23 protein-coding genes are annotated in these 25896 nt (G+C 73.3%); 15 read left to right on the forward strand and 8 right to left on the reverse strand.

Annotated features, from left to right (window positions below):
• Window positions 1–89 precede the first annotated feature (89 nt).
• Window positions 90–983: a LysR family transcriptional regulator gene (locus tag AB0I22_RS04435; protein WP_363129119.1), complete on the reverse strand. Its 894-nt coding sequence runs from the start codon at window positions 981–983 to the stop codon at window positions 90–92.
• A gap of 130 nt (window positions 984–1113) precedes the next feature.
• Between AB0I22_RS04435 and AB0I22_RS04440 the strand changes: the two genes are divergently transcribed.
• Genes AB0I22_RS04440 through AB0I22_RS04450 form a run of 3 tightly spaced genes read left to right on the forward strand, consistent with a single transcriptional unit; the run spans window position 1114 to window position 2509 of the window.
• A complete protein-coding gene (locus AB0I22_RS04440) occupies window positions 1114–1470 on the forward strand; it encodes a nuclear transport factor 2 family protein (protein ID WP_363129120.1) in 357 nt (118 codons plus the stop codon).
• A 25-nt stretch (window positions 1471–1495) separates the two neighbouring features.
• Window positions 1496–2203, forward strand: coding sequence for an alpha/beta hydrolase (locus tag AB0I22_RS04445; RefSeq protein ID WP_363129121.1), 708 nt, complete (start codon window positions 1496–1498; stop codon window positions 2201–2203).
• Window positions 2204–2212: 9 nt separating this feature from the next.
• Window positions 2213–2509: a YciI family protein gene (locus AB0I22_RS04450; RefSeq protein WP_363129122.1), complete on the forward strand. Its 297-nt coding sequence runs from the start codon at window positions 2213–2215 to the stop codon at window positions 2507–2509.
• Between the two features lie 29 nt (window positions 2510–2538).
• Here AB0I22_RS04450 and AB0I22_RS04455 read toward each other — a convergent pair whose 3' ends face one another.
• Window positions 2539–3669, reverse strand: a complete 1131-nt coding sequence (locus AB0I22_RS04455; protein WP_363129123.1) for an oxidoreductase — start codon at window positions 3667–3669, stop codon at window positions 2539–2541.
• Window positions 3670–3763: 94 nt separating this feature from the next.
• A complete protein-coding gene (locus AB0I22_RS04460) occupies window positions 3764–5365 on the reverse strand; it encodes a sigma-70 family RNA polymerase sigma factor (RefSeq protein ID WP_363129124.1) in 1602 nt (533 codons plus the stop codon).
• Between the two features lie 225 nt (window positions 5366–5590).
• Here AB0I22_RS04460 and AB0I22_RS04465 point away from each other — a divergent pair, with 225 nt between their 5' ends.
• Both AB0I22_RS04465 and AB0I22_RS04470 read left to right on the forward strand, forming a co-directional pair.
• Window positions 5591–6004 carry an SsgA family sporulation/cell division regulator gene (locus tag AB0I22_RS04465; protein ID WP_363129125.1) on the forward strand — a complete coding sequence of 138 codons (414 nt, stop codon included), beginning with the start codon at window positions 5591–5593 and terminating at the stop codon, window positions 6002–6004.
• A 4-nt stretch (window positions 6005–6008) separates the two neighbouring features.
• Complete coding sequence (locus AB0I22_RS04470) at window positions 6009–6911, forward strand: PP2C family protein-serine/threonine phosphatase (protein ID WP_363129126.1); 903 nt, start codon at window positions 6009–6011, stop codon at window positions 6909–6911.
• A 153-nt stretch (window positions 6912–7064) separates the two neighbouring features.
• Here AB0I22_RS04470 and AB0I22_RS04475 read toward each other — a convergent pair whose 3' ends face one another.
• The 3 genes from AB0I22_RS04475 to AB0I22_RS04485 form a co-directional block, all read right to left on the reverse strand.
• Window positions 7065–7610, reverse strand: a complete 546-nt coding sequence (locus AB0I22_RS04475; protein ID WP_363129127.1) for a DinB family protein — start codon at window positions 7608–7610, stop codon at window positions 7065–7067.
• A 98-nt stretch (window positions 7611–7708) separates the two neighbouring features.
• Window positions 7709–8548, reverse strand: coding sequence for an undecaprenyl-diphosphate phosphatase (locus tag AB0I22_RS04480; protein WP_363129128.1), 840 nt, complete (start codon window positions 8546–8548; stop codon window positions 7709–7711).
• 34 nt (window positions 8549–8582) lie between these two features.
• A complete protein-coding gene (locus AB0I22_RS04485; protein ID WP_363129129.1) occupies window positions 8583–10928 on the reverse strand; it encodes a glycosyltransferase in 2346 nt (781 codons plus the stop codon).
• A 373-nt stretch (window positions 10929–11301) separates the two neighbouring features.
• Here AB0I22_RS04485 and AB0I22_RS04490 point away from each other — a divergent pair, with 373 nt between their 5' ends.
• Entirely contained in the window at window positions 11302–11988 is a 687-nt protein-coding gene (locus tag AB0I22_RS04490; RefSeq protein ID WP_363129130.1) for a response regulator transcription factor, read from the forward strand.
• A gap of 3 nt (window positions 11989–11991) precedes the next feature.
• On the forward strand, window positions 11992–13416 hold the full coding sequence (locus AB0I22_RS04495; RefSeq protein WP_363129131.1) for a HAMP domain-containing sensor histidine kinase: 1425 nt from the start codon (window positions 11992–11994) through the stop codon (window positions 13414–13416).
• A 348-nt stretch (window positions 13417–13764) separates the two neighbouring features.
• Here the strand turns inward: AB0I22_RS04495 and murJ are convergent, their stop codons facing one another.
• Together murJ and AB0I22_RS04505 are read right to left on the reverse strand one after the other, a co-directional pair.
• Window positions 13765–15366, reverse strand: coding sequence for a murein biosynthesis integral membrane protein MurJ (gene murJ / locus AB0I22_RS04500; protein ID WP_363129132.1), 1602 nt, complete (start codon window positions 15364–15366; stop codon window positions 13765–13767).
• A 181-nt stretch (window positions 15367–15547) separates the two neighbouring features.
• Window positions 15548–16696: a DMT family transporter gene (locus tag AB0I22_RS04505; RefSeq protein WP_363129133.1), complete on the reverse strand. Its 1149-nt coding sequence runs from the start codon at window positions 16694–16696 to the stop codon at window positions 15548–15550.
• Window positions 16697–17189: 493 nt separating this feature from the next.
• On the opposite strand from AB0I22_RS04505, the gene AB0I22_RS04510 reads away from it, so the two are divergent.
• From AB0I22_RS04510 to AB0I22_RS04545, 8 genes are all read left to right on the forward strand, one after another.
• On the forward strand, window positions 17190–18659 hold the full coding sequence (locus AB0I22_RS04510; RefSeq protein WP_363129134.1) for an aldehyde dehydrogenase family protein: 1470 nt from the start codon (window positions 17190–17192) through the stop codon (window positions 18657–18659).
• Window positions 18660–18754: 95 nt separating this feature from the next.
• Window positions 18755–20278, forward strand: a complete 1524-nt coding sequence (locus AB0I22_RS04515) for an amino acid permease (RefSeq protein WP_363129443.1) — start codon at window positions 18755–18757, stop codon at window positions 20276–20278.
• Window positions 20279–20292: 14 nt separating this feature from the next.
• Window positions 20293–21915, forward strand: a complete 1623-nt coding sequence (locus AB0I22_RS04520) for a GMC oxidoreductase (RefSeq protein WP_363129135.1) — start codon at window positions 20293–20295, stop codon at window positions 21913–21915.
• Between the two features lie 428 nt (window positions 21916–22343).
• Window positions 22344–22919, forward strand: a complete 576-nt coding sequence (locus tag AB0I22_RS04525; RefSeq protein ID WP_363129136.1) for a toxin — start codon at window positions 22344–22346, stop codon at window positions 22917–22919.
• 84 nt (window positions 22920–23003) lie between these two features.
• Window positions 23004–24278 (forward strand): MAB_1171c family putative transporter, encoded by a 1275-nt coding sequence (locus AB0I22_RS04530; RefSeq protein WP_363129137.1) that lies wholly within the window; start codon window positions 23004–23006, stop codon window positions 24276–24278.
• On the forward strand, window positions 24275–25276 hold the full coding sequence (locus AB0I22_RS04535; RefSeq protein ID WP_363129138.1) for an aldo/keto reductase: 1002 nt from the start codon (window positions 24275–24277) through the stop codon (window positions 25274–25276). Before AB0I22_RS04530 ends, AB0I22_RS04535 begins: the two co-directional genes overlap by 4 nt.
• Before the next feature lie 117 nt (window positions 25277–25393).
• The gene (locus AB0I22_RS04540) at window positions 25394–25579 is read left to right on the forward strand and encodes a DUF397 domain-containing protein (protein WP_363129139.1); all 186 of its coding nucleotides are present in this window, start codon (window positions 25394–25396) and stop codon (window positions 25577–25579) included.
• 79 nt (window positions 25580–25658) lie between these two features.
• Window positions 25659–25844 carry a DUF397 domain-containing protein gene (locus AB0I22_RS04545; protein WP_363129140.1) on the forward strand — a complete coding sequence of 62 codons (186 nt, stop codon included), beginning with the start codon at window positions 25659–25661 and terminating at the stop codon, window positions 25842–25844.
• Window positions 25845–25896 lie beyond the last annotated feature (52 nt).

Genomic DNA, 25896 nt, shown 5'->3' on the forward strand with positions numbered 1-25896 from the left:
GCCACACCTGACCCCTGGTGGAGACGCGCCGCGTCTGATCCCCGGTGGAGACTCCCCGCACTCTGACGCGACACCCACCTGACAGTGCGTCAGGGCCGCGCCGGGCCCAGTGCCCGGCGGGCGCGGTCGATCAGGGCTCGGGCCGCCGGGCTGGCGGGGCCCTCGCTCCGCCAGGCCAGGGCCAGCCGGCCGCGCAGTTCGGGACCCGTGAAGGTGATCGTGTGCAGCGTCGCCCGGTGGTAGGCGGCGAGGGAGCCGGGCAGGATCGCCACGCCGAGGCCCCGGCCGGCGAGCTGGGCCAGGACGTTGGGGTCGCCCGCCTCGAAGGCGATGCGCGGCGCGAACCCCGCGGCGGCGCACGCCTCGTCGAGGCAGGTCCGCAGGCCCGTACCGCGCGGGAGGCTGATCAGCGCCCGGTCCCGCAGGGCGTCGAGGGCGAGTCCGGTCCGCCCGGCGAGGGGATCGCCGTGGCCGACGGCCGCGACGATCGGCTCGTCGGCGACGGTCTCGGTCCCGATGCCCTGCGGGGTGGGTCCGGCGAGCCCGATGACCGCGGTGTCGAGGCGGCCGGCGCGGAGCGCGGCGACCAGCCGGTCGGAGTTGTCCTCGACAAGGTTGATCTCCACGCCGGGGTGGTCCTCGTGGAAGTCGGCGAGCAGGTCCGGCAGGCCGAGGGGCGCGCAGGAGGTGACCATGCCGACGGCGACGCGGCCGCGCAGCAGCCCGGTGAGTTCATCGACGACGTGCCGCGCACCTGCGACGGCGGCGAGCGCGGCGCGCGCGTACGGGAGGACGGCGGCGCCGGCCCCGGTCGGACGCACCGTGCGTCCCGAGCGGTCCAGCAGGCTCTGGCCCAGCTCTCGTTCGAGCTGTCTGACCTGGGCGCTCACGCCTGGCTGCGCTACGTGCAGTTTGGCCGCGGCCTTGGTGAAGCTCGCCTCTTCGACGACGGTCACGAGGTACTCCAACTGCCTCAGTTCCATAAGTGCTGATTCTAGTAGTCAGACGATCCAGCTCTTGGACTTCTGACTGCCGGTGGACGACCGTTGACGTATCAGCCCGCCGGGCGGCAAGCCCGGTGAGCCCGAGAAACCGGACGCGAAGGGAACGCACATGACTGCCGCACGCGAGATCGCCACCCATCCCGAGGACCTGGCCCGGATGTTCGTGGAGCGGGCGAACGCGGGTGATGTCGAGGGGGTCGCGGCGCTCTACGAGCCCGACGCGGTGCTCGCCTTCCCGCCCGGCGGGCAGACCGTGGGGCGGGACGCGATCCGCGCGGCCCTTGAGCGACTGCTCGCCCCGCGCCCGCGGTTCGACCTGGAGGAGTCCATGCCCACCGTGTTCAACGGCGACCTCGCGCTCACCTCGACCCGCGCGGCGGACGGCACGGGCGGCCGGGCCCAGGTGGCGCGCCGTCAGCCGGACGGCAGCTGGCTGCGTATCCTCGACCGCCCCGAGGCAGGCTGAGGAGAAGACGGAAGGGGGCCCTGCCATGGCGGTATTCGTCCTCGTCCCCGGTGCCTGGCACGGCGGTTGGTGGTTCCAGCCGCTGGCCCGGCGGCTGCGGGAGCACGGTCACGAGGCGTACGCGGTGACGTTGACCGGCCTCGGCGAGCGGAGCCATCTGCTGGGCGGTTCGGTGAACCTCGACACCCACATCGAGGACGTCGTCGCCCTGCTGAGGAACGAGGAGATCGACAACGCCGTTCTCGTGGGCCACAGTTACGCGGGAATGGTGATATCCGGTGCCGCCGACCGGGTTCCCGGCCGGGTGGCCGCCCTGATGTACGTGGACGCGTTCGTACCGGGCGACGGGGACTCCTGCTGGAGCCTCGGCGACGAGGTGCAGCGCCAGTGGTACATCGAGGGGGCCGCGGCGGACGGCTGGTCCGTCGCTCCGCCGCCCTTCTTCGGCCCGCGGACCACCAGGCACCCGCTCGCCTCGTTCCTCCAGCCGGTCCGCCTCGCCGCGGCCCCGGACGAGGCACGGCGCAGGGACTACGTGCTGCTCACGCAGGATCCGCAGAACCCCTTCATCCGCTTCTACGGGCGGGTGCGCGCCCAACCCGGCTGGCATACCCACACCCTGCCGACCGGCCACGACGTCATGGCCGAGGCGCCGGAAGACCTTCTGGAGATCGTCCTCGGCGCCGCGGCCCGGCCGGACGGGGGTCGGCCGGGCCGCGGGCCGGTCCAGTAGCGTGGCCTCATGTTCGTACTGGAACTGACCTATACGGCCCCTCTTGAGCGCATCGACGCCGCGCTGGAGGAGCACATTGCCTGGCTCGACGCGCATTACGCGTCCGGTGTCTTCATCGCCTCCGGCCGCAAGCAGCCGCGCGACGGCGGCATCATCCTGGCCGTCGGGGAGGACCGCGGGAAGATGGCGGAGATCACCGCGAGCGACCCGTTCGTGGTGGCCGGGGTGTGCGAGTACGAGATCACGGAGTTCGTGATGACGAAGACGGCTCCGGCGCTCGACGCGTACCGGCAGCAGCTGCCGTAACCCGCCACGGCCTCCGCGACTACCGGGGACTACCGGGCCGACAGCGCGAGCCGGCCGATCCGCCCCCGTTCCCCGGCCGCCCAGCAGCCGAGGTCGGGGGCGCAGTCGACGGTGTCGTACGAGCCGGAGTCGAACCCGTGCCAGGTGCGTCCGCCGTCCACGGTGATGTCGCTGCCGGCCGGGCCGACGGCGAGCGCGACGGTGCGGGTGTGCGGCAGCCAGGCCACGCCGGAGCGGTAGGCGGCCGGCGGCCGTGCGGCGGACGCCCAGGTCGCGCCGGCGTCCCGGCTGACGGCTGCCGCCTTCGGGGACGGCTGCCCGGCGCGGTAGTCGCCGCCGACCGCGATGCCGTGCGTGCGGTCCCGGAAGGCGAGCGCGAAGGCCCCGCGCGCCGGGTCGCCCGCGGGCAAGGGGGCCTCGGCGACCGTCCAGGTGCGGCCCCGGTCGGCGGAGTGGAAGACGCGGGAGGCCGCCGCGCCGCCGGTGGCGATCCACGCGTCGCGGCTGCCGGCGGAGACCAGGCACTGGCCGCTCGCCGCGAACGCTGCCTCGCCCGGCCGGGCCGGGGGCATGCCGTCCGAGGGCAGGACGCGCCAGTTGCGGCCGCCGTCGTGTGTGGCGAGGACGCGGTACTTGCCGTCGACCGGGTCGCTCAGCGCGATGCCGTCGCGGCGGTCGAAGAAGGTCATGCAGTCGTAGAAGGCCCTGGGGTCGGCGTTGCGGAAGCTCTCCGTCCAGGTCGCGCCGCCGTCGTCCGTACGGAAGACGCGCGAGGCCGCGCCCTCGCCGATGGACAGCGCGACGGCGTGGCGGGCGTCGAACGCCTCGATGTCCCGGAACTCCAGCTCGCCCGCGCCGGGCGGCGAGACATCACGCCAGTGGCGTCCGCCGTCGAGCGTCCGCAGCACGGTCCCCTTTGTCCCGGCCGCCCAGGCGGCGGTGCGGCTGACGGCGGCGAGCCCGCGCAGCCGCGCGTCGGTGCCGCTCGGAGTGGCCCGCCACGAGAGCGGCCCCGCCTTGTCCAGGCCGCCGCCGCGCGCGGCCGGAGCGGCCTGGGCGGGTGCGGTCGGAGCGGGTGCGGCCTGGGCGGGTGCCGTGGCGGCTGTCGACACCGCCGTCCCGCAGACCGCTGCGATCACTGCACGTCTCAACATCCCCATGGCCCTCATGGCCCGGGAAGCTAGCCGACGCCGGGGGCACCCGTCCATGGGCCGAGGGGCACGTCCGACGCACACAAGGGAACCGCCCGGCTGCCTACTGGTACCAGCAGACCCTCACCTTCCAGTGACCGAGGTGGTACCACTCGCAGTGAAGCGTGGGGGTGGGCTTCGGCGTGGGCGTAGGGGTCGGCGGCTCGGTGGTGGGCGGCGGCGTCGTCGGAGGGGCCGTCGTGGGCGGCGCTGTGGTCGGAGGGGCCGTGGGGGTCGGGGGCGCGGTGGTCGGCGAGGGCGACCCCGTGGGCGTCGGACCCGTCCCCGTCGCGGTCGGGGTCGGGGTCGGGGTCGGGGTCGGGGTCGGGGTCGGGGTGGGTGTCCCGGTCGGCGTCCCCGTCGGCGTCGGAGAGGCGCTCGCCGGTAGGGTCGACGGCGGCACGACGGCGGAGGAAGAGGGCGCGGGGCCGGTCGGACCCGGGATGCCGCCGGTCCGCTCGCCGCTGCCGGGGGTGCGCTGCGCGGGCAGGGGGCGCTTCGCCCGTGCCCCGCCGCTCACCCGCTCTTCTTCTCCGGAGCCATCGGTACCGCTGTTTCCACCGTTTCCATTGGAAACGCCGGAGCCGCTGGCATCGCCGGCCGACCCGTCAGAGCCGGAAGCCCCTCCCGTACCGTCCCCACCGCCGCCGCCCGCGCCCTGCCCCGGTGCCGCACTGGCCGACGGGGCCGCCGCCCGCTGCTGCGGCAGGGTCCCCGGCCCGCCGGTCAGGGCGATGCCCGCCGCGACGGCGACGCCCGCGACGGCCACCACCCCGATCCCGGCGACCGTGGCCGCGACCGGCCCGGCCTGCCCGACCTGGCCGCGCAGCAGGTGCCGTACGGACTTCGCCGCGCCCGCCCCGGTCTGCTGACCGCTCTGCCCCGCGGCGGCCGCCGCCGCGCCCGCACCGGCGAGCGGTACCAGGAACTTCGCCGTGCCGCCCGCGAGCAGGGCCAGCAGCGCCGGGCCGACGAGCGCGGGCAGCCGGGTGTTGGCCCGCATCAGGAGGGCCATGCGGTCGCGGCAGTCGGGGCAATTGGAGACATGGGAGTCCAGCCCGTCCGCCTGCTTGGCCGACGCCGCACCCCGTACGTGGGCGGGCATCCGGTCCCAGTGCCCCTCGCAGGACGCGCTCGACGGGGTGCCCGGCATGGTCCGCAGGAACGCCTGGCGCATGCCCTCGCGGGCCCGGTGCAGCAGTACCGCCGTCGCCCCGCTGCCCGCGCCGATCTGCCGGCCCACCGCCTCCAGCGGCTGGTCTTCGGCCTCGGCCAGCCACAGGGCCTTGACCCAGCGGCGCGGCAGTTGTTCCATCACCTTGGCCAGCAGGTCGACGTAGGCGACGCGCTGCATCGGGTCCTCGGCCGTCCGGGGCTCCTCGGACCAGGCGTGCCCGTCTTCCGGGTCCTGCGGAATCTCACGGTTCGCCCGACCGACGGTGGTGGAGAGGTTTCTGACGGTGGTAGTGAGGTACGCGGGGACATTGTCGATGACATGCCCGGCCCGCAGCCGGCGCCAGATGCGGAAGTGGGCCTCGGCCACGAGGTCCTCGGCGAGCCAGGAGTTGCCAGTGAGAGTACGCGCGTAGGCGACGAGTCTCGGGTGCTCCTGCTCGAACAGCCGCGTGTAGCCGTCCTCGTCCAGCGATATGGAACCGTCGGTCATGGTGAAACACCCCTGTCGGTGCCTCTCCTGGGGACGGGAGTGCATGACAGGTCCGCCCGGGCTTGGAGGCATTTGCATCGAGTTCGTAAGCGTAAAGGGGAAATATCCCATCCAATAATTGGGGGTGACGCAGGTCACAGTGGAATCGTGTGCACTGGCGTAATGAAGCGGCCGTCTTAGGGGTCGTAGAGACAAGGACCCGCACCAAAAGCAAGGGAGCAGGCGTTGTCCACTGTCATCAACCAAGCCGTCCAGGTCCGCCTTATCGCGTCCGCACCGCTGGAGCGGGCGATCCCCGCCGGCCTGCGGTACGAGCCCGCCGACCCTTTCGCCGTACGCATCACCTTCCCGGCCACCGCGTCGCTCGACGGCGCGGAAGTGGCCTGGACCTTCGCCCGTGACCTGCTGGCGTCCGGGCTGAACGAGCCGGTCGGCGCAGGCGATGTCCACGTATGGCCGTGCGGCGCGGACCGCACCGTGCTGGAATTCCATGCCCTGGAGGGCATGGCGATGATTCAGATCGATACGACGGAATTGCGCCTATTCCTGCGGCACTCCTACGAGTTGGTGCCCGCGGGCACCGAGAGCGGACATCTCGACGTCGACAGCGATCTCGCGGCGCTGCTGCGGGACGCCTGAGGCGATGGGCACGGCGATGACCTCGCTGACGACGGCGGCACGCAATGTCGCCGCCGACCGGGCCACGCGCTCCGGCGGCGATCTGCACGCCGCGCGCGTCACCCGGTACGGGCTCCGGCTGCTGATCGGCGACGTACGCGGCAAGGGGCCGCGCGCCGCCGCGGGCGCCGCGGCGCTGCTGGCGGCCTTCGACGCCGCGGCCGGTGAGGCGCCCACGCTGGCCGCGCTGGCCGACGCCCTGGAGACGGCGCCCGGGTGGGGTGACACCAAGGGCCTCGGGATACCGGTACAGGCAGATGTCGCGGGCGACGCAGCCGGTGCGGGGCGCGCCTGGGCGATGAGCGATGGCGATACGGGCCGGGCCGGCAGCGGGCGTTCCGCTGCCGGTGACAGGGCCGGTGCCGGTACGGGTGACAGTGCCGGTGCGGGGGACAGCGGCGAGCACTTCGCCAGCGTCGTCCTCGCGCAGATCCCGGCGGACGGCGCGACAGTGCGGCTGCTCAACCTCGGCCACCCCGCGCCCCTGTTGCTCGGCCCCCGGACTGTACGGCGCCTGGAGCCGCGGCGGCGCGGCCTGCCGCTCGGGCTGCGCGCGCTCAGCCCCGGCCCCGCGGCCACCGAGACGCTGCCGCTGCCCGTCGGTGCGACCCTGCTCCTGCTCACCGACGGCGTGACCGAGGCGCGCGACGCCCGCGGCGCGTTCTACGACCCGGCCGCCCGCCTCGCCCGGTTCGGCGGCGCGGCTCCGGAGGAACTGCTCGACCACCTCCTTCGCGATGTGCGATGGCACGTCGGCGGTCCGCCGTCCGACGACATGGCGCTGCTGGCGGTCCGCCGAAGCCCCTCCCCGCACCGTCCGGTCCGAGCCTGCGACCGCCCCCCGAGCCGGGTGCTGGCGACTCCATAAGCGGTCCACCCCGGAAGCGGGCTACGGCTCGGGCTCGGCGGCGCCGCTGCGCAGTCGCGGTCACGCGTCGCGGTCACGCGTCGCGAGCGCGCCATATCACCCGCGGCCCGGAGGTCTTGGAGCGCGCCGGGACGACCGGGGCCGTCCGGCGCCTCAGTGGCCCGTGGCGCCGTCGATCCGCTCGCGCAACAGGTCGGCGTGGCCGTTGTGGCGGGCGTATTCGGCGATCATGTTCACGAGTATCCGGCGGAGCGAGATGGGTTCGCCCGTGCGCCGGCGGATGCCGGTCGCGTCCAGGGAATCCGCCTCGGCGACGATCTCGCGGGCCCACTCGCACTCCGCGCGCCAGACCGCGAAGGCCACATTGACATCGCCGTCCAGGTCGTCGAAGTCCTGATTCGGCTCGTCGTCGGAGTAGTAGAGCTGCGGCACCCGCTCCCCCGCGAACTGGATGCGGAACCACCAGCGTTCGGCCGCCGCGAGATGGCGGACCAGGCCGTGCAGGCTCAGCCCGGACGGTGGGATTCCCTTCTCCGAGAGCCGGTCCAGCGGCACGCCGGAGCATTTGAGCTCGAAAGTCGCGCGGTGCCAGTCGAGGGAGGACGTCAAGGCGGTGCGCTCGTCGCCGGTGAGCGGCGGCTCGGCCCGCGCTCCGTCGCCCCAGGTCCGCGCGTAGTTTTCGACGGGGATCTCAGTCATGGTCCGAGCGTGCCAGAGACCACTGACAATCCATGGCGGCCGCCTCCGGCCACCGCTCTTGCCCCACAGCACATTCGGGGCTCGTAAGCCCGCATCCGTCAGGCCATGACCGGCAGCGAACCTGCGGCGAGCAGCGCGAGGAGCAGGAACCCGGCGGCGGTCCGGTAGACCATGAACCCGCCGAAGGTGTGCCCTCGGATGAACCTCATGAACCAGGTCAGCGCCGCGTGCCCGACCGCCCCCGCGACGGCCGCCGCGAACAGGGCCGTCGCCACCGCGCCCGGCGCGTACCCGCCGCTGTGCGCGGCAGCCCCGCGGACCAGCCCGTACGCCCCGGAGCCGAGCACGGCGGGGACGGCGAGCAGCAGCGAGTAACGCACGGCCGCCACCCGCCCGTACCCCGCGAACAGCGCGGCCGCCAGGCTGCCGCCCGTACGCGAAGCCCCCGGCACCAGCGCCAGGGTCTGCGCGAGGCCGATGAGGACGGTGTCGCGCAACCTCGGTTCGGGCGCGGCCCGGTCGCCCCGCGCCCAGTGGTCGGCGACCGCCAGGAGCATGCCCAGGACGATGAGGCCGAGCGCCACGAACCGCAGGTCGTGGAAGGCGGGCGCGATCGTGTCGTGCAGCGAGGGGCCGAGCACGCCGATGGGGACGCTGCCGAGGGCGATGCTCCAGCCGAGGCGCGCGTCGGGGTCCGCGCGGGCGGCGGGCCGTACGAGCGAACGCCCCCAAGCCCGCGCCATCGCGCCGATGTCACGTCTGAAATAGACCAGTACGGCGGCTTCCGCGCCCAGTTGGGTGGCCGCGGTGAACCCCCTGCCGGGGGCGTGCCATCCCGTCAGCGCCGAGGCGATCCGCAGATGCGCGCTGGACGATATGGGCAGGAACTCGGTTACCCCCTGCACCGCCCCGAAGGCGGCAGCGTGCAGCCAGTTCACGGAGCGGCCCCCGGCCGTATGCCGCTGTCACCGCTCACCCCGGCTCTCCGCACGCCCCGGCGCCGGGACCGCCGAAGGGGCGGGGGAAGCGCGGGTTGGCGAGCCTGCCGCAGAGGCCGCCGGTCGGCTGCCCGCCGAATCGCGGGAAGGCCGGGCGGACGCGGTCCGCGAGAACGGCGTCGGCGGCCGTACGGCCGCCCATTCCGGGCCGTGCGAGGAACCACGCGACGAGACCGGCCCACAGCCCGTTCCCCTCCACGGTGGCCGCCCGTACGTCGAACCGGCTTGCCCGCCCCCTTACGGCAAGAACCGCCGGCGCACCGCCCCGTCGCGGGCCGAACGGCAGACCAGCGCCCCACGGCCCGGTCCCCCGACGAGCGGCCCGCCGAACCGCCCCTGCCCGGCGGCGGGCGAACAGCCGCTCGGCGACCCGGCGCGTACCCATGCGCCAGGCCGTTTCCCGGCGCGTGCCCATGCGCGGGACAGCCCCTCGGGGCGTGCGCGCGGGCAGGGCGGCTCGCCAGCGCGTACCCGCCCGTGAGACGCCCTTCCGGCGCGCGCCTATGCGTGAGGCGTTCCCCCGACGCGCGCTCATCCATGGGACGTTCACCTGACGCGTACTCAGCCGTGCGGCGTTCCCCCAGCGCGCGCCCGTGGGTGAAACGGCCCTCCGGCGCGTACGCAGCCGCGAAGTGGCGCCCCGGCGGGGCCCGTTCACCCGTACGTCCGTCGGCTGGACCGTCGTCGCCCCGGTGGCGCGACCCCTTCTGCGGGCGCTCTGCCGGGCACTCTGCCGGGCGGCCCGCGCGGCGGCTCGGCGCTGTGCCGCGGCCGTCGCGCCGTCGGCGGCGGCGCGGCGGGCGGCCCGGCCTTGGGCGGACGACCATCGGACGCCGATGCGGCGCGCGGGGCGGCGCGGGGCGGTCGCAGGAGGGGCAGCGGCGGCGCATCGCCGCTCGCCCGGCTGGGGTGCGGCCCACCGGAGGGCGGTGCCGCGAGGCGAGGCCGCGCCGGGTGCAGGCGCGTCGCCACCGCCGCCGCGGGCCGTGCCGCTGTTGTCGGTATGGCCGCTGTCCGTTCGGCGCGCGGGTCCCATGCCCTCGGCACCGGCCGCTGCCCGTCCGGGCGTCGGGGCCCCCGGCGTCCGCGGGCGTGTGCCGCGCCGGGCGATGGCCCGGAACGTGGCGCGGGCCGCCGCGTAGCCGCGCCGCACGGCGCGCCGGCGCCGGGTGGCGTCGAGTTCGGCGAAGAGCCGCTCGTAGCCGCGCGCGATCGGGGCGGGGTCGAAGCGGCGGGAGCCGTCGAGCGCGGCGGCGGCCATGGCCCGGCGACGGGGCGCGTCGCCGATGAGGTCGAGGAGGGCGGCGGCGAGGGCCTGTCCGTCGCCCGTGGGCACCAGGAGCCCGTCGACGCCGTCGCGGATGATCTCGGCGGGGCCGAGCGGGCAGTCGGTGGAGACGACGGGGAGCCCGCACCGCATGGCCTCGATGATCGTCATGCCGAAGGATTCGGTCTCGGAGGCGAAGGCCGCGATGGACGCCTTGGCGAACTCCGCCTCGATCGGGGCGTGCGGGCCCATGAGTTCGACGTGGCGGCCGAGTCCGAGCCCGGCGACGAGCAGTTCGAGGCGGTCGCGCTCCGCGCCGCCGCCGTAGATGCGCAGCCGCCAGTCGGGGCACTTGGCGGCGACGGCCGAGAACGCCTCGATGAGCAGGTCGAACCGCTTGCCGCGGGCGAGTTGTCCGGCCGCCACGACGACCTTCGCGGTGCCGCTGGAGGGCGCGCCCGGCGGTTCGGGGACGCTGTCGGGCGCGGCGAGGACCCGTACGCCCGGCAGCGGCATCCGTTCCCGGTAGGCGGCGGCGTCTGCTTCGGTGGTCGTGATGAGGGCGTCCAACGAGCGGTAGTGGCGGGCCAGTTCGCGCCTCAGCCGCTCGGGGTGCGCGTCGAGCGAGCGGTGTTCCTGTGCGATGCGCAGCGCCCGGCGGGGCCCGAAGCGGGCGAGGTGGATGTTGACGCTGGGCCGGGTGCCGATGACGATGTCGGCCGGGCAGCGGCGCAGGTAGTCCGCGATCCGCCGTTCGGCGAGCCTGCTGTACGGGCCGTGGTGGCGTTCGGCGGCGAAGGCGGCCGGGCCGGCCCCCTCGGTGCACGCGTCGTCGGCTCCGGCCGCCTGGTCCGTGCCGCCCGGCGGCCGGAGGTCGGCCAGCGGCACGATCCGTACGCGCGGGTCGAGCGCGAGCCCCGGTTCGTCCCGGTGCCGGGTCATGGAGGCGATCTCCACCTGGTGCCGGTCGGCGAGGGCGGCCGCCAGGTTGAAGGTCGTGCGGTTGGTGCCCCCGATCCCGTAGGCGTTGTGCAGCAGGAATGCGATCTTCATGCGGTGTCTTTCCGGGGTCTGCCGAGCGGTCTGCGTGGTCGGGGAGCCTTACGGGGTCAGAGGCCTCGCCTGATCGGGAGCCTCGCGTGGTCGGGAGCCTCGCGTGGTCGGCGGCCGCGCGCGGTCGGGGGTCTCTGCGTGATCGGGGGCCTTTGCGTGATCGGGAGTCTTACGTGGTCAGGAGCCCGGCACGGCTCTTCGGGGCGCTCCCGGCACCGTGCTCACGGTGGCCCAGGCAGGTAAGCCGGCAGCGTGACCGCATTAAGAGCCGGGTAAGAGAACGGGTAAGAGAAGGGGAACGACAGGGGCGTACGGGACGCGACGGACAGGGGCAGCGCCGATCGCCCGTCGCCGCCTTGGCAGACTTGGCCCGGTGAATTACGCCGTGCTGCTCGCCGAGGACGACCGGGCCATCCGTCACGCGCTGGAGCGCGCCCTGGCACTGGAGGGGTACCGCGTGACGGCGGTGGCCGACGGCGTGGAGGCGCTGGCCGCCGTGCACCGGAGCCGGCCGGACGTGATCGTGCTGGACGTGATGATGCCGGGCGTGGACGGGCTGGACGTGTGCCGCGTGCTGCGCGCCGAGGGCGACCGGACGCCGATTTTGATGCTGACGGCCCGGGTGGAGACGGCGCACCGGATCGCGGGGCTGGACGCGGGCGCGGACGACTACGTGGCCAAACCGTTCGACGTCGACGAGGTGTTCGCGCGGCTGCGGGCGCTGCTGCGCCGGGTCGCGCCGGGCCCCACGGTCGCGGGGGCGGTGCCGGAGGTCGCGGATCTGCGGCTGGAGCCGTCGGCGCGGCGGGCGTGGCGGGCCGGGCGGGAGCTGGAGCTGACCCGGACCGAGTACGACCTGCTGGAGCTGCTGGTCCGCAACGCCGGGATCGTGCTGGACCACTCGACCATCTACGACCGGATCTGGGGCTACGACTTCGGTCCGGGCTCCAAGAACCTCGCCGTCTACATCGGTTATCTGCGCCGCAAGGTCGATCTGCCCGAGCTGTCCCCGCTGATCCACACGGTGCGCGGGGTCGGCTACACCCTGCGGGCCTCCTGACCCGTGAACCTGCGTCTGCGGCCGCGTCCCCGCCCGAGCCTGCGCACCGTCTTCGCCGCCTCCTTCGCGCTGGTGACCACGGTGGTCACCGGGCTGGTGGGGTTCCTCAGCTACGACGCGGCCGCGCATCTGGTCCGCGTCGACCAGCAGTCCGTCTTCCGGCAGGTGGTCCAGGACCTGCGCCAGCAGGTCACGCACAAGGCGCTCTTCCCCGCCGACTACGTCTCCGGGGACCCCGACCACGACGGCCCGCGGGACGATCTGATCCGCCCCACCCGTACGGTCGTCCAGGTGCTCGGCGCCCAGGGGCGGATAGCGGACACGGGGCAGCCGACGCTGCCGGTGTCCGCCACGGACCGGGCGCTGGCGGAGAACCGCCGGGCCGGGGTGGTCCGGTTCGTGGGGGGCGAGGTCGAGGGCGACGACTACCGCCAGGCGACCGTCTCGCTCGGCGGCGGCCGGGGCGCGGTGCAGGTCGCCCAGCAGCTCAGCGACACCGAGGACCTGCTCAACGACCTCCAGAAGCGCACCGTCCTCTTCGTGGCCGCGCTGATCGCCGCGTCCTCGATCGTCGGCTGGTGGCTGGCGCGCCGCATCACCGGCCGCCTGGTGCGGCTGACGGGCGTCGCCGAGGGCGTCGCGGCGACGGGGCGCCTCGACATGGAGGTGCCGGTCGGCGGGCAGGACGAGGTGGGGCGGCTGGGCCGGGCGTTCGACGACATGCTCGGGCGGCTCGCGCACTCGGAGGAGGACCAGCGCCGGCTGGTCCAGGACGCCGGTCACGAGCTGCGCACGCCGCTCACGTCGCTCCGTACGAACCTCTCCACGCTGCGCCGCTACGACCAGCTGCCGCCGGACGTCCGCGACGAGCTGCTGTCCGACCTCACGGACGAGGCGCGGGAGCTGACCGACCTGGTCAACGAGCTGGTGGAGCTGGCGGCCGGGCAGGGCGAGGCCGGGGACCCGGTGCCGGTGGCGCTGGGCGAGGCGGCCGAGCGGGCCGCCGCGTTGGCGCGCCGCCGCACCGGCCGTACGGTCACCGTGCGGACGGCGGCCCCGGCCACCGTGCTGGGCTGGCCGCCCGCCGTCCAGCGGGCGATCTCCAACCTGCTGGAGAACGCCGCCAAGTTCGACCAGGACCGGGCCGATCCGCTGGAGATCGTGGTCTCGGGCGGCCGGGTGGACGTACGGGATCGGGGCCCCGGCATCGACGAGGCCGACCTCCCGCACCTCTTCAGCCGCTTCTACCGGGCCTCCACCGCGCGCAGCCTCCCGGGCTCGGGGCTCGGCCTCGCCATCGTCCGCGAGGTCGCGGCGGCGCACGGCGGCACCGTGCACGCCGCGAACCGCATGGGCGGCGGCGCCGAGATCGGCTTCACCCTGCCGATGACGCCCCCTGACCACCTGAACCCGGCCGAACGCCCCTGACAGGGACCGGGCAGACCACCGCGACGCCGACACCACCACGCGGGCGGAACCGGCTGGCGCGGGGCCAGCCCGCCGGGCCGAACCGGCCAAGCGCGGGATCGGTCCACCGGGCCCGAACCGGTCAAGCGTGGGGCCGGTCCACCGGTCCGCCCGGCGCAAGACCCGTCCACCGGGGCGATCCACCAGGCGCGAGGCCCGGGCCCGCCCGCCGGACGCGGGGCCCGCCCTTTGCAAGGGCCGGCACCGCTGCAATGGGCTGGCACCGCCGGGCGGGCCGAACCGCTCGGGCGCGGGTGCGCCAGAGGCGCGGGGGCGGCCCGTTGCGGTGGCCCGCCCCCCGCCGACACCTCAGCCCAGGCCGGGCAGGCTGCGCAGTTCGCCTATCCGCAGCGCCTTCGCCAGCAGCACGAACAAGCCGGCCATCACCACTCCCCCGGCGGCCAGCGCCAGTGCGGGGCCGCTGGAGATGTGGGCGGCGGCGAGTCCGGCCGCGCCCGCGAGCAGTGCCGCGAGCGTCAGCTTGCCGTACGTCCGGCACAGCCGCTTGCCGTCGAGCCGCCCCGCCAGCTTGCGGCGCAGCAGCAGCGCGGTGATCAGGAGGCCGACGCCGTACGAGACCCCGTAGGCGGCGGCCATGCCGGTCACGGCCCAGCGCACGGGCAGCAGTTGGTGGCAGGCGGTGGCGAGGGCGACGTTGACGCCGGATATCCATACGGCCATCCAGAACGGCGTACGGGTGTCCTCGACGGCGTAGAAGCCGCGCAGCAGCAGGTACTGCGCGGAGAACGGGATCAGGCCGAGGCCGAACGCCTGGAGCATGTTGCCCGCCGGTTCCGCCGAGGCCGCGTCCCCGGTGCCGTGGCCGATCAACAGGGCCGCCAGCTGGGGGCCGAAGACCAGGAAGAAGAACGCGGCGGGGACGATGACGACGCCGCTGACGCGCAGCGCGCGGGAGAGGTCGTCGCGCATGTCGTCGAGCCGTTCTTCGGCGGCGGCACGCGTGAGGCGGGGGAGCAAGGCCGTGACCACTGAGACCGTTACGACCGCTTGTGGCAAGGTCCAGATGTTCTGTGCGTAGAAATAGGCGGAGTTGCCCACTCCGCCCTGCGGGCTCTCCAGGTCGGCGGCGTTGGCGTAGTTCGTGACGACGGTCATGGCCACCTGGTTGACCAGGATGAACAGCAGCGTCCAGCGCGCGGCGGCGGCGCTCTTGCGCAGCCCGGCCCCGCGCCAGTCGAACCGGGGGCGGAACCGGAAGCCCACCTCGCGCACGTAGGGGATCAGCGAGAGCGCCTGGAGCGCGATGCCGACCGTGGTGCCGATGCCCAGCAGCCGCACCTGCGCGGCCGTGATGTCCTGGACGCTGTCGGGCGCGGCGACGAAGCCGAGGTAGAGGCCGAACATGGCGATCAGGACGAGGTTGTTGAGCACCGGCGTCCACATCATCGCGCCGAACTTGCCCCGCGCGTTGAGGATCTGGCCGAGTATGCCGAACAGCCCGTAGAAGAAGATCTGCGGCAGCAGGAACCGCGCGAAGACCACGGTCAGCTCGTACGCCGCGTGCTGGTCCGGTGTGTCGCGCATATACACGCTGACGATCTCCGGGGCCGCCCACACGGCGAGCGCTGTCCCCGCCACGAGCACGCACACCACGAGGGTGACCAGCCGCTGCTCGTACGCCCGCCCGCCGTCGGGCTGCTCCAGCCGGGCCCGTACGAGCTGCGGCACCAGCACGGCGTTGAGCGCCCCGCCCATGATGAGGAAGTAGAGGCTCGCGGGCACGGTGTTGGCCGTGGTGTACGTGCTGGCCAGCAGCCCCGATCCGAGCGCCGCCGCCTGGAGGAGCAGCCTGATCATCCCCGTCGCGCGGGAGATCACCGTGCCCACCGCCATCAGCGCCGACGAGCGCGCCAGCCCCTGCCCCTGCCCCTTGGTTTTCCGGTGCTTCATGCGGATCAACATACGGGTCGGCAGTGACAATTCCGTAATCTTGATCATGGAATGACGGCCTCCGGAACCCGGCCCGGACGAGCCCGCGGCGGCCCCGCGGCGGCTCGGCCCGGACGGTGCCGCCGTCCCGCCGGGCGCCGCTACTGCCGCTGCTTCGAGGCCGGCTGCCTGCTACGTCGAGCTACTTCGAGGCGGTCTTCGAGCCGGCCGCCACCAGGCCCGTGCCGTCCCCGTTCGCCGGCTGCTCCCCGTTCGCCGATTGCTCCCCGTTCGCCGACTCCTTGTGCGCGGGCAGCCGCTCACCGCGCGGCAGCCGGAGCCGTGACCTGCGCGCCGCCGAAGGCGCGGAGGACGGCGCGACCCCAGGCGCAGTCCCAGGCCCGGGCACGGCAGAGGCGGAAGCCTGCGACAGCTCCCGTGCCGGCCGGGGCACCGATGTCCGCGAGCGCGTCCCGCCCGGCCCCTGCGGCCCGCGCGGCCCTTCCGCATCTTCCGGCCCGTGCTTGCTGCCCTCGACGGTCAGCATGACCACTCCGGTCGCCGCGACCGCGGCGGCGGCGAGCGCCAGCAGGCCGCCCGGCAGCCCGTACCGGAACCGCTCCCCCATCGCCACTATCCCCACGGCCGCCGCGACGGCCGGATTGACGACCGTCGCCGTGGCGAGCGGCGCCGCGAGCCCCGCGCCCCGGTAGGAGGCCTGCGAGAGCAGCAGCCCCGACACCGCCAGTACCGCGACGGCCGCCATGCTGGGCGCGAGGACCGACAACGTGTCGCCGTCGCCCCAGCCCTCGGCGACGGTCTTGGTGAACACGGACGCCATGCCGAAGACGGCGCCCGCCGCCACGGCCAGTGCCACGCCCCGGACGACCGGGCGGCGCACCCAGCGCGCCCCCAGCACCAGCAGCGCGGCCGCGACGAGCACGCCGACGGCGAGCACCGGCCGCTCGGCGGTGTCCAGGGACTCTCCGGCGCGCGCCTCGCCCGTCAGCGACATCAGTCCGGCCAGCCCGACGGAGGCGAGGATCGCGCCGCGCCAGCCCGCGGCGGCGACGCGGCGGCGGACGACGAGGGCGCCCATCGGGAGCGCGAAGACGATCGTGAGCGCTCCCAGCGGCTGCACCAGGCTCAGCGGCCCGTACGCGAGCGCCGCCACGTGCAGCCCGGCCCCCGCGCCGGTCAGGACCACCGCGCCCCACCAGCGGGGCTGGGCCAGCGGCGCGTACGTACCGTTCGGGCCGGTGGCGGCGACGCGCTCCTGCACGATGGCTCCGGCCGCGTAGCAGACGGCGGAGACCACGCAGAGCAGTACCGAGAGCACGAGTGGGCTCATGTCTCGCCTCGCCGGGTCCGTCGGTCATCGTTCATACCTCCAACAATGACTCGCGGCCGGTGCTTCCTGCGTCGTCCGCACGGAGGGACTTGCCCCTACTCTTTCGGCAGTACGAATCCGGGCGGCGACCCATCTTTAGTCCACCCGCAACCGCCCACCGCTTGGGTGATCATCGGGATCCCGGGAGGCGCCGGACCCCCTTAGGGATCATCCGGACCGGGACAGGCGGCCCCCGGGCCAAGCGGACCCCGGACGAGCCGTACGCCCGAGGCCCGCCGTTCGGGGCCGGTGCCCGTCGACCGAACGGCGGCGCACACCGTGTGTGTGCGTCCCGCTCCGCTTAGGCTCAGCGTGAACCCGTCACAGCCGTCCCCGCCCGCACCCGCCCCATTCGACGCATGTGTCAAGTACACATCAACATAACCGAGCGTATCGATTCAACCGTGCGCATCGGTATGAGCCGTGCACAGCGACCTGAGCCCGGAGGGACCCCATGCCGGAGTTGTTCATCGGCGGTCAGTGGACCGCGGCCGCCCAGGGCCGTACGCGCGAGATTCGCTGTCCGGCGGACGGCACCCTGGTGGCGACCGTGGACGAGGCGGGCCCCGAGGACGCGGCCGCCGCCGTGGCCGCCGCCCGCGAGGCGTTCGACCGCGGGCCCTGGCCCCGCACCCCGGCCGCCGAGCGCGGCCGGCTGCTGCTGCGCGTCGCGTGCCTGCTCGAACGCGACAAGGACGCGTTCGCCAGAGCCGAGTCCCTGGACACCGGGAAGCGGCTCGTGGAGAGCGAGTACGACATGGACGACATCGCGAACTGCTTCCGCTACTTCGGCAACCTCGGCGCCGCCGGCGGCACCGACCGGGTCGTCGACGCCGGGAGCCCGGAGACCGACAGCCGGGTGGTGCACGAGCCGGTCGGCGTCTGCTCGCTGATCACGCCCTGGAACTATCCGCTGCTCCAGACGGCCTGGAAGGTGGCCCCGGCGCTCGCCGCCGGCAACACCTTCATCCTCAAGCCCAGCGAGCTGACCCCGCACACCGCGATCCTGCTGATGCGGGCGCTCACCGAGGCCGGGCTGCCCGAGGGCGCCGCCAACCTGGTGCTGGGCGCGGGGGACACCGCAGGCGCGCCGCTGACCTCGGACGAGCGGGTGGACCTGGTCTCCTTCACCGGCGGCCTGGTCACCGGGCGGCGCATCATGGCCGCGGCCGCGCCGACGGTGAAGAAGATCGCCCTGGAGCTGGGCGGCAAGAACCCCAACATCGTCTTCGCCGACGCCGAGTTCGACACCGCCGTCGACTACGCCCTGATGGCGGTGTTCCTGCACTCCGGGCAGGTCTGCTCGGCGGGGGCGCGGCTGCTGGTCGAGGACTCCCTGCACGACGAGTTCGTCGACGAGGTGGTGCGGCGGGCGCGGGAGATCCGGCTCGGCGGCCCGTTCGACGAGCACGCCCGTACCGGCCCGCTGATCTCGGCCGCGCACCGGGACAAGGTCGAGGCGTACGTGGCGGCGGGGCTGGCGGAGGGCGCGGTGCTGCGCCTCGGCGGCGCGCGCCCCGAGGACCCGGCGCTGAGCGGCGGCTTCTACTACCCGCCGACCGTCCTGGACGAGTGCGCTCCGGGGATGTCGGTGGTGCGCGACGAGTCGTTCGGCCCGGTGCTCACGGTGGAGCGGTTCCGCGACGAGGAGGAGGCGGTGGCGCTCGCCAACGACACCGTCTACGGCCTGGCCGGCGCGGTCTGGACGCAGAGCGCCGAACGCGCGCACCGCGTCGCCGCGCGGCTGCGGTGCGGCACCGTGTGGATCAACGACTTCCACCCGTACGTACCGCAGGCCGAGTGGGGCGGCATGAAGCAGTCGGGGGTGGGGCGGGAGCTGGGCCCGGCCGGGCTGGCGGAGTACCAGGAGGCCAAGCACATCTGGCGGAACACGGCGCCCCGCCCACAGCGGTGGTTCGAGTGAGCTCACCCGGCGGTACGTACAGCGACTCGCACGACGACCCGCAGGACGCCCCACACGGGGATCCCCACGACGGCCCCCACGACCCGCACGCCGACCTGCACGACGCCTCCCACGACGACGACTCGCTCGCCGAACTCGGCTACCGCCCCGAGCTCAAGCGCACCCTGGGCAACTTCCACACCTTCGCCGCCGGCATCAGCTACATCTCCATCCTCACCGGCACCTTCCAGCTCTTCTACTTCGGCGTGAGCCACGGCGGCCCGGCCTACTGGTGGTCCTGGCCGATCGTCTTCTGCGGGCAGCTCACGGTGGCCCTGTGCTTCTGCGAGCTGGCCGCCCGCTACCCCGTCGCGGGGTCGGTCTACAACTGGGCGAAGAAACTCGGCGGCCCGCACGTCGGCTGGCTCGGCGGCTGGATGATGATGACCGCGACCATGGTGTCGCTCGCCGCGGTCGCCCTCGCCTACCAGGTCACGCTGCCGCAGATCTCCGGCTGGTTCCAGTTCATCGGCGACGGGACCGGGAAGACGGACGCGGCGGCCAACGCCGTGCTGCTGGGCACCGTGCTCATCGCGTTCACCACCATCGTCAACGCCTTCGGCGTCAAACTGATGGCTCAGATCAACTCGGCGGGCGTCGCCATCGAGCTGATCGCCGCCGTCGCGCTGATCGTGCTGCTGGCCGCGCACATCACCCGCGGCCCCGCCGCCGTGACCGAGACGAACGGGCTGGGCGGCGGCGGTTCGCTCGGCTACCTCGGCGCGTTCCTCACCGCAGCGCTGGCCTCCGCGTACGTCATGTACGGCTTCGACACGGCCTCCTCCCTCGGCGAGGAGTCCGTGGACCCGGGCCGCAACGCGCCCCGCGCGATCCTGCGGGCGCTCCTCGCCTCGTTCCTCATCGGCGGGCTCATCCTGCTCTTCGCCCTGCTCGCCGTGCCGGACCTGCACGCGCGGGAGCTCTCCGTGGACGGCCTCCAGTACGTGGTGCTCAGCACCCTCGGCTCGACGATCGGGCAGATCGTGCTGTGGTGCGTGGTCATCGCGATCACCGTGTGCGCGCTGGCCGTGCACACCGCGGGCATCCGGCTGGCGTTCGCGATGGCGCGGGACACCAACCTGCCCGCCGCCTCGCTGCTCGCCCGGGTCAGCCCGCGCTTCCAGACGCCGGTGCTGCCGGCGGTCGTCATCGGGATCATCGCGGTCGCCATCCTGGTGATCAATGTGAACCAGCCGCAGATCTTCTCGGTGATCACCAGCATCGCGATCATCATGATCTATCTGGCGTATCTGCTGGTCACCCTGCCGATGCTGATCCAGCGACTGCGCGGCCGGTGGGAGCCGGCCCGGGGCAAGTTCTCGCTCGGAAAGTTCGGTATGCCGGTGAACGTCCTGGCCGTGCTGTGGGGCGGCGCCATGTCGCTCAACCTCGCCTGGCCGCGAGCCGCGGTCTACAACGCGACCGGCCCGCAGCACTGGTATCTGCGCTGGGGCGCGTTCCTGTTCATCGGCGTGGTCGCCGTCGGCGGCTTCGCCTACTACTGGTTCGTCCAGCGCAAACGCACGGGCGTGCTCGCCGGGCACGCCGCCGAGGGGCCCGCCGCCCCGACCACCACTTGATCAGGAGTACGGCCATGCGGCGAGAGAACACTGTGGGGCCGGATGACGCCCCGGACGAGTTCGACTATGTGGTGGTCGGCGGCGGCACGGCCGGGGCGGTCGTCGCGGCGCGGCTGTCCGAGGACCCGGACGTCACCGTCTGCGTGCTGGAGGCCGGCCCGTCCGACGTCGGCGACGAGAACATCCTGCGGCTCGACAAGTGGATGGGGCTGCTGGAATCCGGCTACGACTGGGACTACCCGGTGGAGCCGCAGGAGAACGGCAACAGCTTCATGCGGCACGCCCGCGCCAAGGTGCTCGGCGGCTGCTCCTCGCACAACTCCTGCATCGCCTTCTGGGCCCCGGCCGAGGACCTCGACGAGTGGGCGGCGAGCGGCTGTACGGGCTGGAGCGCGGCGGACTGCTTCCCGCTCTACCGGCGGCTGGAGAGCAACGACGCGCCCGGCGACCACCACGGCCGTACGGGCCCGGTCACCATCCGCACGGTGCCGCCGAACGACCCCTGCGGCTCGGCACTGCTCGCGGCCTGCGCGGACGCGGGCATCCCCACGACCCCGTTCAACACCGGGAAGACGGTGGTGCGCGGCGCGAACTGGTTCCAGATCAACGCCCGCGAGGACGGTACGCGCTCGTCGGCCTCGGTCTCGTACCTGCACCCGGTCCTGGGGAAGCGGCCGAATCTTGAGGTGCGTACGGGGCTCCAGGCCAAGCGGCTCGTCCTGGACGGCGACGGCGGTGGCGGTGGCGGTGGCGGTGACGGCGAGCTGCGGTGCATCGGGGTCGAGTACCTGGCGCCGGACCTGATCCGGACCCGTACGGTCGCGGCGCGGCGCGAGACCGTCGTCGCGTGCGGGGCCATCGACTCCCCGAAGCTGCTGATGCTCTCGGGCATCGGCCCGGCCGGGCACCTGCGCGAGACGGGCGTGGAGGTGCGCGTCGACTCCCCCGCGGTCGGCTCCCACCTCCAGGACCATCCGGAGGGCCTGGTCATGTGGGAGGCGCGGCAGCCCATGGTGACCCGTTCCACCCAGTGGTGGGAGATCGGCGTCTTCGCCGACACCGAGCCGGGCCTGGACCGCCCGGACCTGATGTTCCACTACGGCTCGGTGCCGTTCGACATGAACACGTACCGGCATGGCTATCCGACCTCGGAGAACGCCTTCTGCCTCACGCCGAACGTCACCCGGGCCCGCTCCATGGGCACCGTACGGCTGCGGACCCGCGACTTCCGGGACAAGCCGCGGGTCGATCCGCGGTACTTCACGCACGAGCACGACGTGCGGGTGATGACGTACGGGCTGCGGCTCGCCCGCGAGATCGTCTCCCAGGCGCCGATGGCCGGCTGGGCGGGCGCGGAGCTTGCCCCCGGCCCCGGCGCGGCGTCCGACGAGGAGCTGCTGGACTACCTCCGCAAGACCCACAACACCGTCTACCACCCGGCGGGCACGGTCCGGATGGGCGCGGCCGACGACCCGGCGGCGGCCGTCGACCCGCGGCTGCGGGTGAAGGGCGTACGGGGGCTGCGGGTCGCCGACGCGTCCGTGATGCCGTTTCTGCCCGCGGTCAATCCGTGCATCACGACGATGATGATCGGCGAGAGGTGCGCCGACATGGTGAAGGAGGACGCGCGGGGGTAGGGCGGGCTCCGGGGCAGGGCGACGTATGACGGAAACGGGCGCTCCAGGGCCGGGCCCCCGCCCGGCGGGCAACAGACGCTCCGAGATCGGACCCTCACACGGCGGAAACGGGCGCTTCGGACCTCGCCCCTTGCGGTGCGTGCGACGCTGGGAGCACATACACCGCTCCGGCCGCAACCACCCTTCCCCCGCCGAAGCGTCTCTTTAAGACAGTCGGGTCCATGGGCCGGCCCGGACCGGCCACCGATCATGGGGCCGGGACACCCCGGCGACCTTCATGTACCGTGCTCCGGCCGGGTCCCAGGAGCGCGGCGGGCGGTTCCGGCCAACATGGGCTTTCGGCCAAGACCATTGTCCGGGCGCCGACTGGGGTAGTTACCATCGCTCGGCAGGTGGAGCATCGGTTTCGGCGGCTTCGAGGAGGACGCATGTCGCAGGACTCGCAACCCTCCAAGGCCCATGGCAGGCCACGCAAAAAGGGTCACAAGGACTATAAGGAACTCCGTCGCACATCGGAAGCGCACCTGGCGCGTCTGGACCTGCCCGACGGGTGCACGATCGCCACGCTCACCGAGAAACTGAGCCGGGACCGCGGGCGGCCCATCCAGCTCATGTCGGTCGCCCTGGGCGCGCAGAGCCCCTGCGGCATGTGGCTGGCCATGGACGATATGGACCTCATCGTCGTGGAGGCGAACGTCAGCGCGCTCCACCGGGACCACATCGTGGCCCACGAGCTCGCGCACATGCTGTGCTGCCACTCGGATGCCGCCGGGGCCGACTCGATGGGCATCGAGTCGTTCGTGCCGCACCTCGACCCGCAGCGGGTACGGGACGTGCTCGGCCGCACCAGCTACACCACCGAGGAGGAGCAGGCCGCGGAGATGGTCGCCTCGCTGATTCTGGAGCGCGTCACCCGACCGCCGGTCGAGTCCGTCTGGGCCGTGCCGTCCGATCACGCGGACGCGGTCGCCCGTATCGAGAACTCGCTGAATCCGCCGGACTGAGCCCGCGCACGACGCCTTGCGGCGCATTATCGATGGCAGTGTTGTGACGGCCCGGAGGACCTGTTGCTTGGTGTCAAGAGTGTCGTGTTCCCGGCGTGTGCCGCTCTCTGCGCGCTGGCTCTGCTCTACAAGCTCCGCGATGTGCACCACCACCGGCGGGACCCGGCGCTCATCGCCCTGATCATCGCCTTCTCCTGCAAGGGGATCTCCTTCACGCTGTCCACCCCCACCGTCTCGGCGACCGTGGACAGCGCGCTGGGCGTCCCCAACCTCGGCGCGCTCGGCATCCATCTGCTGGGCGGCGTCTGCTCCAGCGCGGCCTTCCTGATCGCCATCGTCTACTGGGTCTACCCCCGCGAGGAGGCGGGCCGGCGGGCGCTGGTGCGGCTGGTGATCGCCGCGCTGTGCGCGGCCGCGATGCTGACGCTGTGGGCGGTCGCCGGGTCCCAGTCCCAGGGCCGCAGCGCCCACTACCTGCTCCAGAACGCGCACCGCCCGCTGGTCGCCGGCTATCTCCTGCTCTACGTCAGCGCCTTCGGCTCCGGCATGGTCGAGATCATGCGTCTGTGCCTGCGGTACGGGCGGGTCGCCGGCCGGCAGTGGCTGCGCCGGGGCCTGTTCAGCACGGGCATCGGCGCGGGGGCGTGCCTCATCTACTGCCTCAACCGCGCGGCGTCCCTGATCGCCGTGCAGTCGGGGCTGGAACCGCTCGACTGGGAGCTGTTGACGCCGGTGGCCAACGGCATCGGCATCTCGTTCCTGGTGGCGGGGCTCACCATGCCGTCCTGGGGGCCCCGGCTCTCGGACTGGCGGCGGCTGGTGCGCAACTTCCGGTCCTACCAGCGGCTGCACCCGCTGTGGCAGGCGCTGTACGGGGCGCTGCCGCACATCGCCCTCAGCCCGGAGCCGCCGACGCGGCTGGCCCGGCTGTCCCGCTTCGTGCCGCGTGACATCAACTACCGCCTCTACCGCAAGGTGATCGAGATCCAGGACGGGCTGCTCGTCCTGCGCCCGTACATGGAACCCGCCGCCATGGCCGCGGCGGGCCGCACCGCCCAACGGGCTGGCCTGTCCGGCGAGGAGCTGCGCGCGACCGTGCACGCCACGGCGGTACAGGCCGCGCTGCGCGCGAAGCACGACAACGCGCCGGTCGGTGCGCACCCGGTGGTCCCGGAGCCGTCGTCGGCGAAGGAGGGCGACTACGCGGGCGAGGTGGCGTGGCTGCTGAGCGTGGCACGGGCGTACAGGTCGCTGCCGCCGGAGCCGGCCGCCCCCGCGGACGCGACCGCCCCCACCGACCGAACAGACCACACAGACGACGAGAATCCCGCATCCCCGGAGAACAGGAGCACGCGATGAGGTACCGCACGCTGGGAACCGACGGCCCGGAGGTGTCGGCGATCGGCCTCGGCTGCATGGGCATGTCCATCGCGTACGGGGTCCCCGACGAGGCCGAGTCCCAGCGGACCCTGGACCGGGCCGCCGAGCTGGGCGTCACCCTGCTGGACACGGCGGACGCATACGGCCGCGGAGCCAACGAGGAGCTGGTGGGCCGCTGGCTGGGCGGCGGCGCGGGGCGGCGCGACAAGGTGGTGCTGGCGACCAAGTTCGGCCTGCGCCACGACCCGGAGACGGGCCGGGTCGACGGCGTCGACACCTCGGCCGCGTACGTACCGCTGGCCTGCCACGCCTCGCTGCGCCGCCTCGGGACCGACCGTCTCGACCTCTATTACGTCCACCGCCGCGACCCCGAGGTCCCCATCGAGGAGACGGTGGGCGCGATGGCCGAGCTGGTGACGGCGGGCAAGGTGCGCCACTTGGGCCTGAGCGAGGTGAACAGCAACACCCTCCGCAGGGCGCACGCCGAGCACCCGATCAGCGCCATCCAGCTGGAGTACTCCCTGTTCACCCGCGACGTGGTGGAGGGCGAACTCCTGGACACCTGCCGGGAGTTGGGCATAGCGGTCGTCGCGTACTCCCCGCTGGGCCGCGGCATGCTGACCGGCTCCGTCGCCTCCCGCGCGGACCTGGGAGAGAACGACAACCGCCGCCGCTGGCCGCGCTTCTCCGACGAGAACATCGACCGCAACCTGGCGCTCGTGCGCGCCATCGGCGAGGTAGCGGCCCAGATCGGCTGCACCCCCACCCAGGCGGCGCTGGCCTGGCTCCTGGCACAAGGCGACGACATCGTCCCCATCCCCGGCACCAAGCGCACGCGCTACCTCGAAGAGAACGCCGCGTCGGCGGAAGTGTCCCTGTCGCCCGAACAGATCACCCTGCTACGAGCCACCGTCCCGGCCGACGCGGTAGCCGGCGGCCGCTACCCGGAACAGGCACTGGCGCGACTGGGCCACTGAGCCGGCCGCTGGCGGAAACCCTCCGCCTGAAGGCACGTACGGTAGCCGTACGCGACATTCCGTTCACAGGCAGCCCTACCGACTGCGTGGCCTGCTGGAGCGGATCAGAGGAGCGCTATGACCACGACCGAACCGGCCTGGTTCAAGTCCAGCTACAGCGGCACCGAAGGCGACAACTGCATCGAGGTCGCCGTCACCGAACAGACCATCCGCGTACGGGACTCCAAAGACACAACCCGCCCCCACCTCACCATCAAGCCCCACAACTGGGCACGATTCGTGCGGTACGCCGCCGAAGCCTGACAGTCACGCAAGTGCGCGGCGCTCCATTCCGAGCCCACCTGGGCTCCGTGGGCTCAGCGGAGCAGATCGGAGGAGCACCATGACCACGACCGAACCCGCCTGGTTCAAGTCCAGCCACAGCGGCACGGCCGGCGATAACTGCATCGAGGTCGCCGCCACCGAACAAGCCATCCGCGTACGGGACTCCAAGAACACCACCCGCCCCCACCTCACCATCAAGCCCCACAACTGGGCGCGATTCGTGCGGTACGCCGCTGAAAGCTGATGGTCGCGCAGGACCGCGTACGTGACGGGGTGAGCGCCGAGCCGTAGGCCCT

Origin of the sequence: Streptomyces sp. NPDC050610 (assembly GCF_040654875.1) — a bacterium.
Lineage (GTDB): Bacteria > Actinomycetota > Actinomycetes > Streptomycetales > Streptomycetaceae > Streptomyces.

Coding starts and splice junctions, on each gene's coding strand:
- AB0I22_RS04435 (WP_363129119.1), bottom strand. CDS start 983: ATGGAACTGAGGCAGTTGGAGTACCTCGTGACCGTCGTCGAAGAGGCG.
- AB0I22_RS04455 (WP_363129123.1), bottom strand. CDS start 3,669: ATGGGGATGTTGAGACGTGCAGTGATCGCAGCGGTCTGCGGGACGGCG.
- AB0I22_RS04445 (WP_363129121.1), top strand. CDS start 1,496: ATGGCGGTATTCGTCCTCGTCCCCGGTGCCTGGCACGGCGGTTGGTGG.
- murJ (WP_363129132.1), bottom strand. CDS start 15,366: ATGAAGCACCGGAAAACCAAGGGGCAGGGGCAGGGGCTGGCGCGCTCG.
- AB0I22_RS04540 (WP_363129139.1), top strand. CDS start 25,394: ATGACCACGACCGAACCGGCCTGGTTCAAGTCCAGCTACAGCGGCACC.
- AB0I22_RS04460 (WP_363129124.1), bottom strand. CDS start 5,365: ATGACCGACGGTTCCATATCGCTGGACGAGGACGGCTACACGCGGCTG.
- AB0I22_RS04470 (WP_363129126.1), top strand. CDS start 6,009: ATGGGCACGGCGATGACCTCGCTGACGACGGCGGCACGCAATGTCGCC.
- AB0I22_RS04440 (WP_363129120.1), top strand. CDS start 1,114: ATGACTGCCGCACGCGAGATCGCCACCCATCCCGAGGACCTGGCCCGG.
- AB0I22_RS04450 (WP_363129122.1), top strand. CDS start 2,213: ATGTTCGTACTGGAACTGACCTATACGGCCCCTCTTGAGCGCATCGAC.
- AB0I22_RS04475 (WP_363129127.1), bottom strand. CDS start 7,610: ATGACTGAGATCCCCGTCGAAAACTACGCGCGGACCTGGGGCGACGGA.
- AB0I22_RS04535 (WP_363129138.1), top strand. CDS start 24,275: ATGAGGTACCGCACGCTGGGAACCGACGGCCCGGAGGTGTCGGCGATC.
- AB0I22_RS04545 (WP_363129140.1), top strand. CDS start 25,659: ATGACCACGACCGAACCCGCCTGGTTCAAGTCCAGCCACAGCGGCACG.
- AB0I22_RS04505 (WP_363129133.1), bottom strand. CDS start 16,696: ATGAGCCCACTCGTGCTCTCGGTACTGCTCTGCGTGGTCTCCGCCGTC.
- AB0I22_RS04525 (WP_363129136.1), top strand. CDS start 22,344: ATGTCGCAGGACTCGCAACCCTCCAAGGCCCATGGCAGGCCACGCAAA.
- AB0I22_RS04520 (WP_363129135.1), top strand. CDS start 20,293: ATGCGGCGAGAGAACACTGTGGGGCCGGATGACGCCCCGGACGAGTTC.
- AB0I22_RS04485 (WP_363129129.1), bottom strand. CDS start 10,928: ATGAAGATCGCATTCCTGCTGCACAACGCCTACGGGATCGGGGGCACC.
- AB0I22_RS04510 (WP_363129134.1), top strand. CDS start 17,190: ATGCCGGAGTTGTTCATCGGCGGTCAGTGGACCGCGGCCGCCCAGGGC.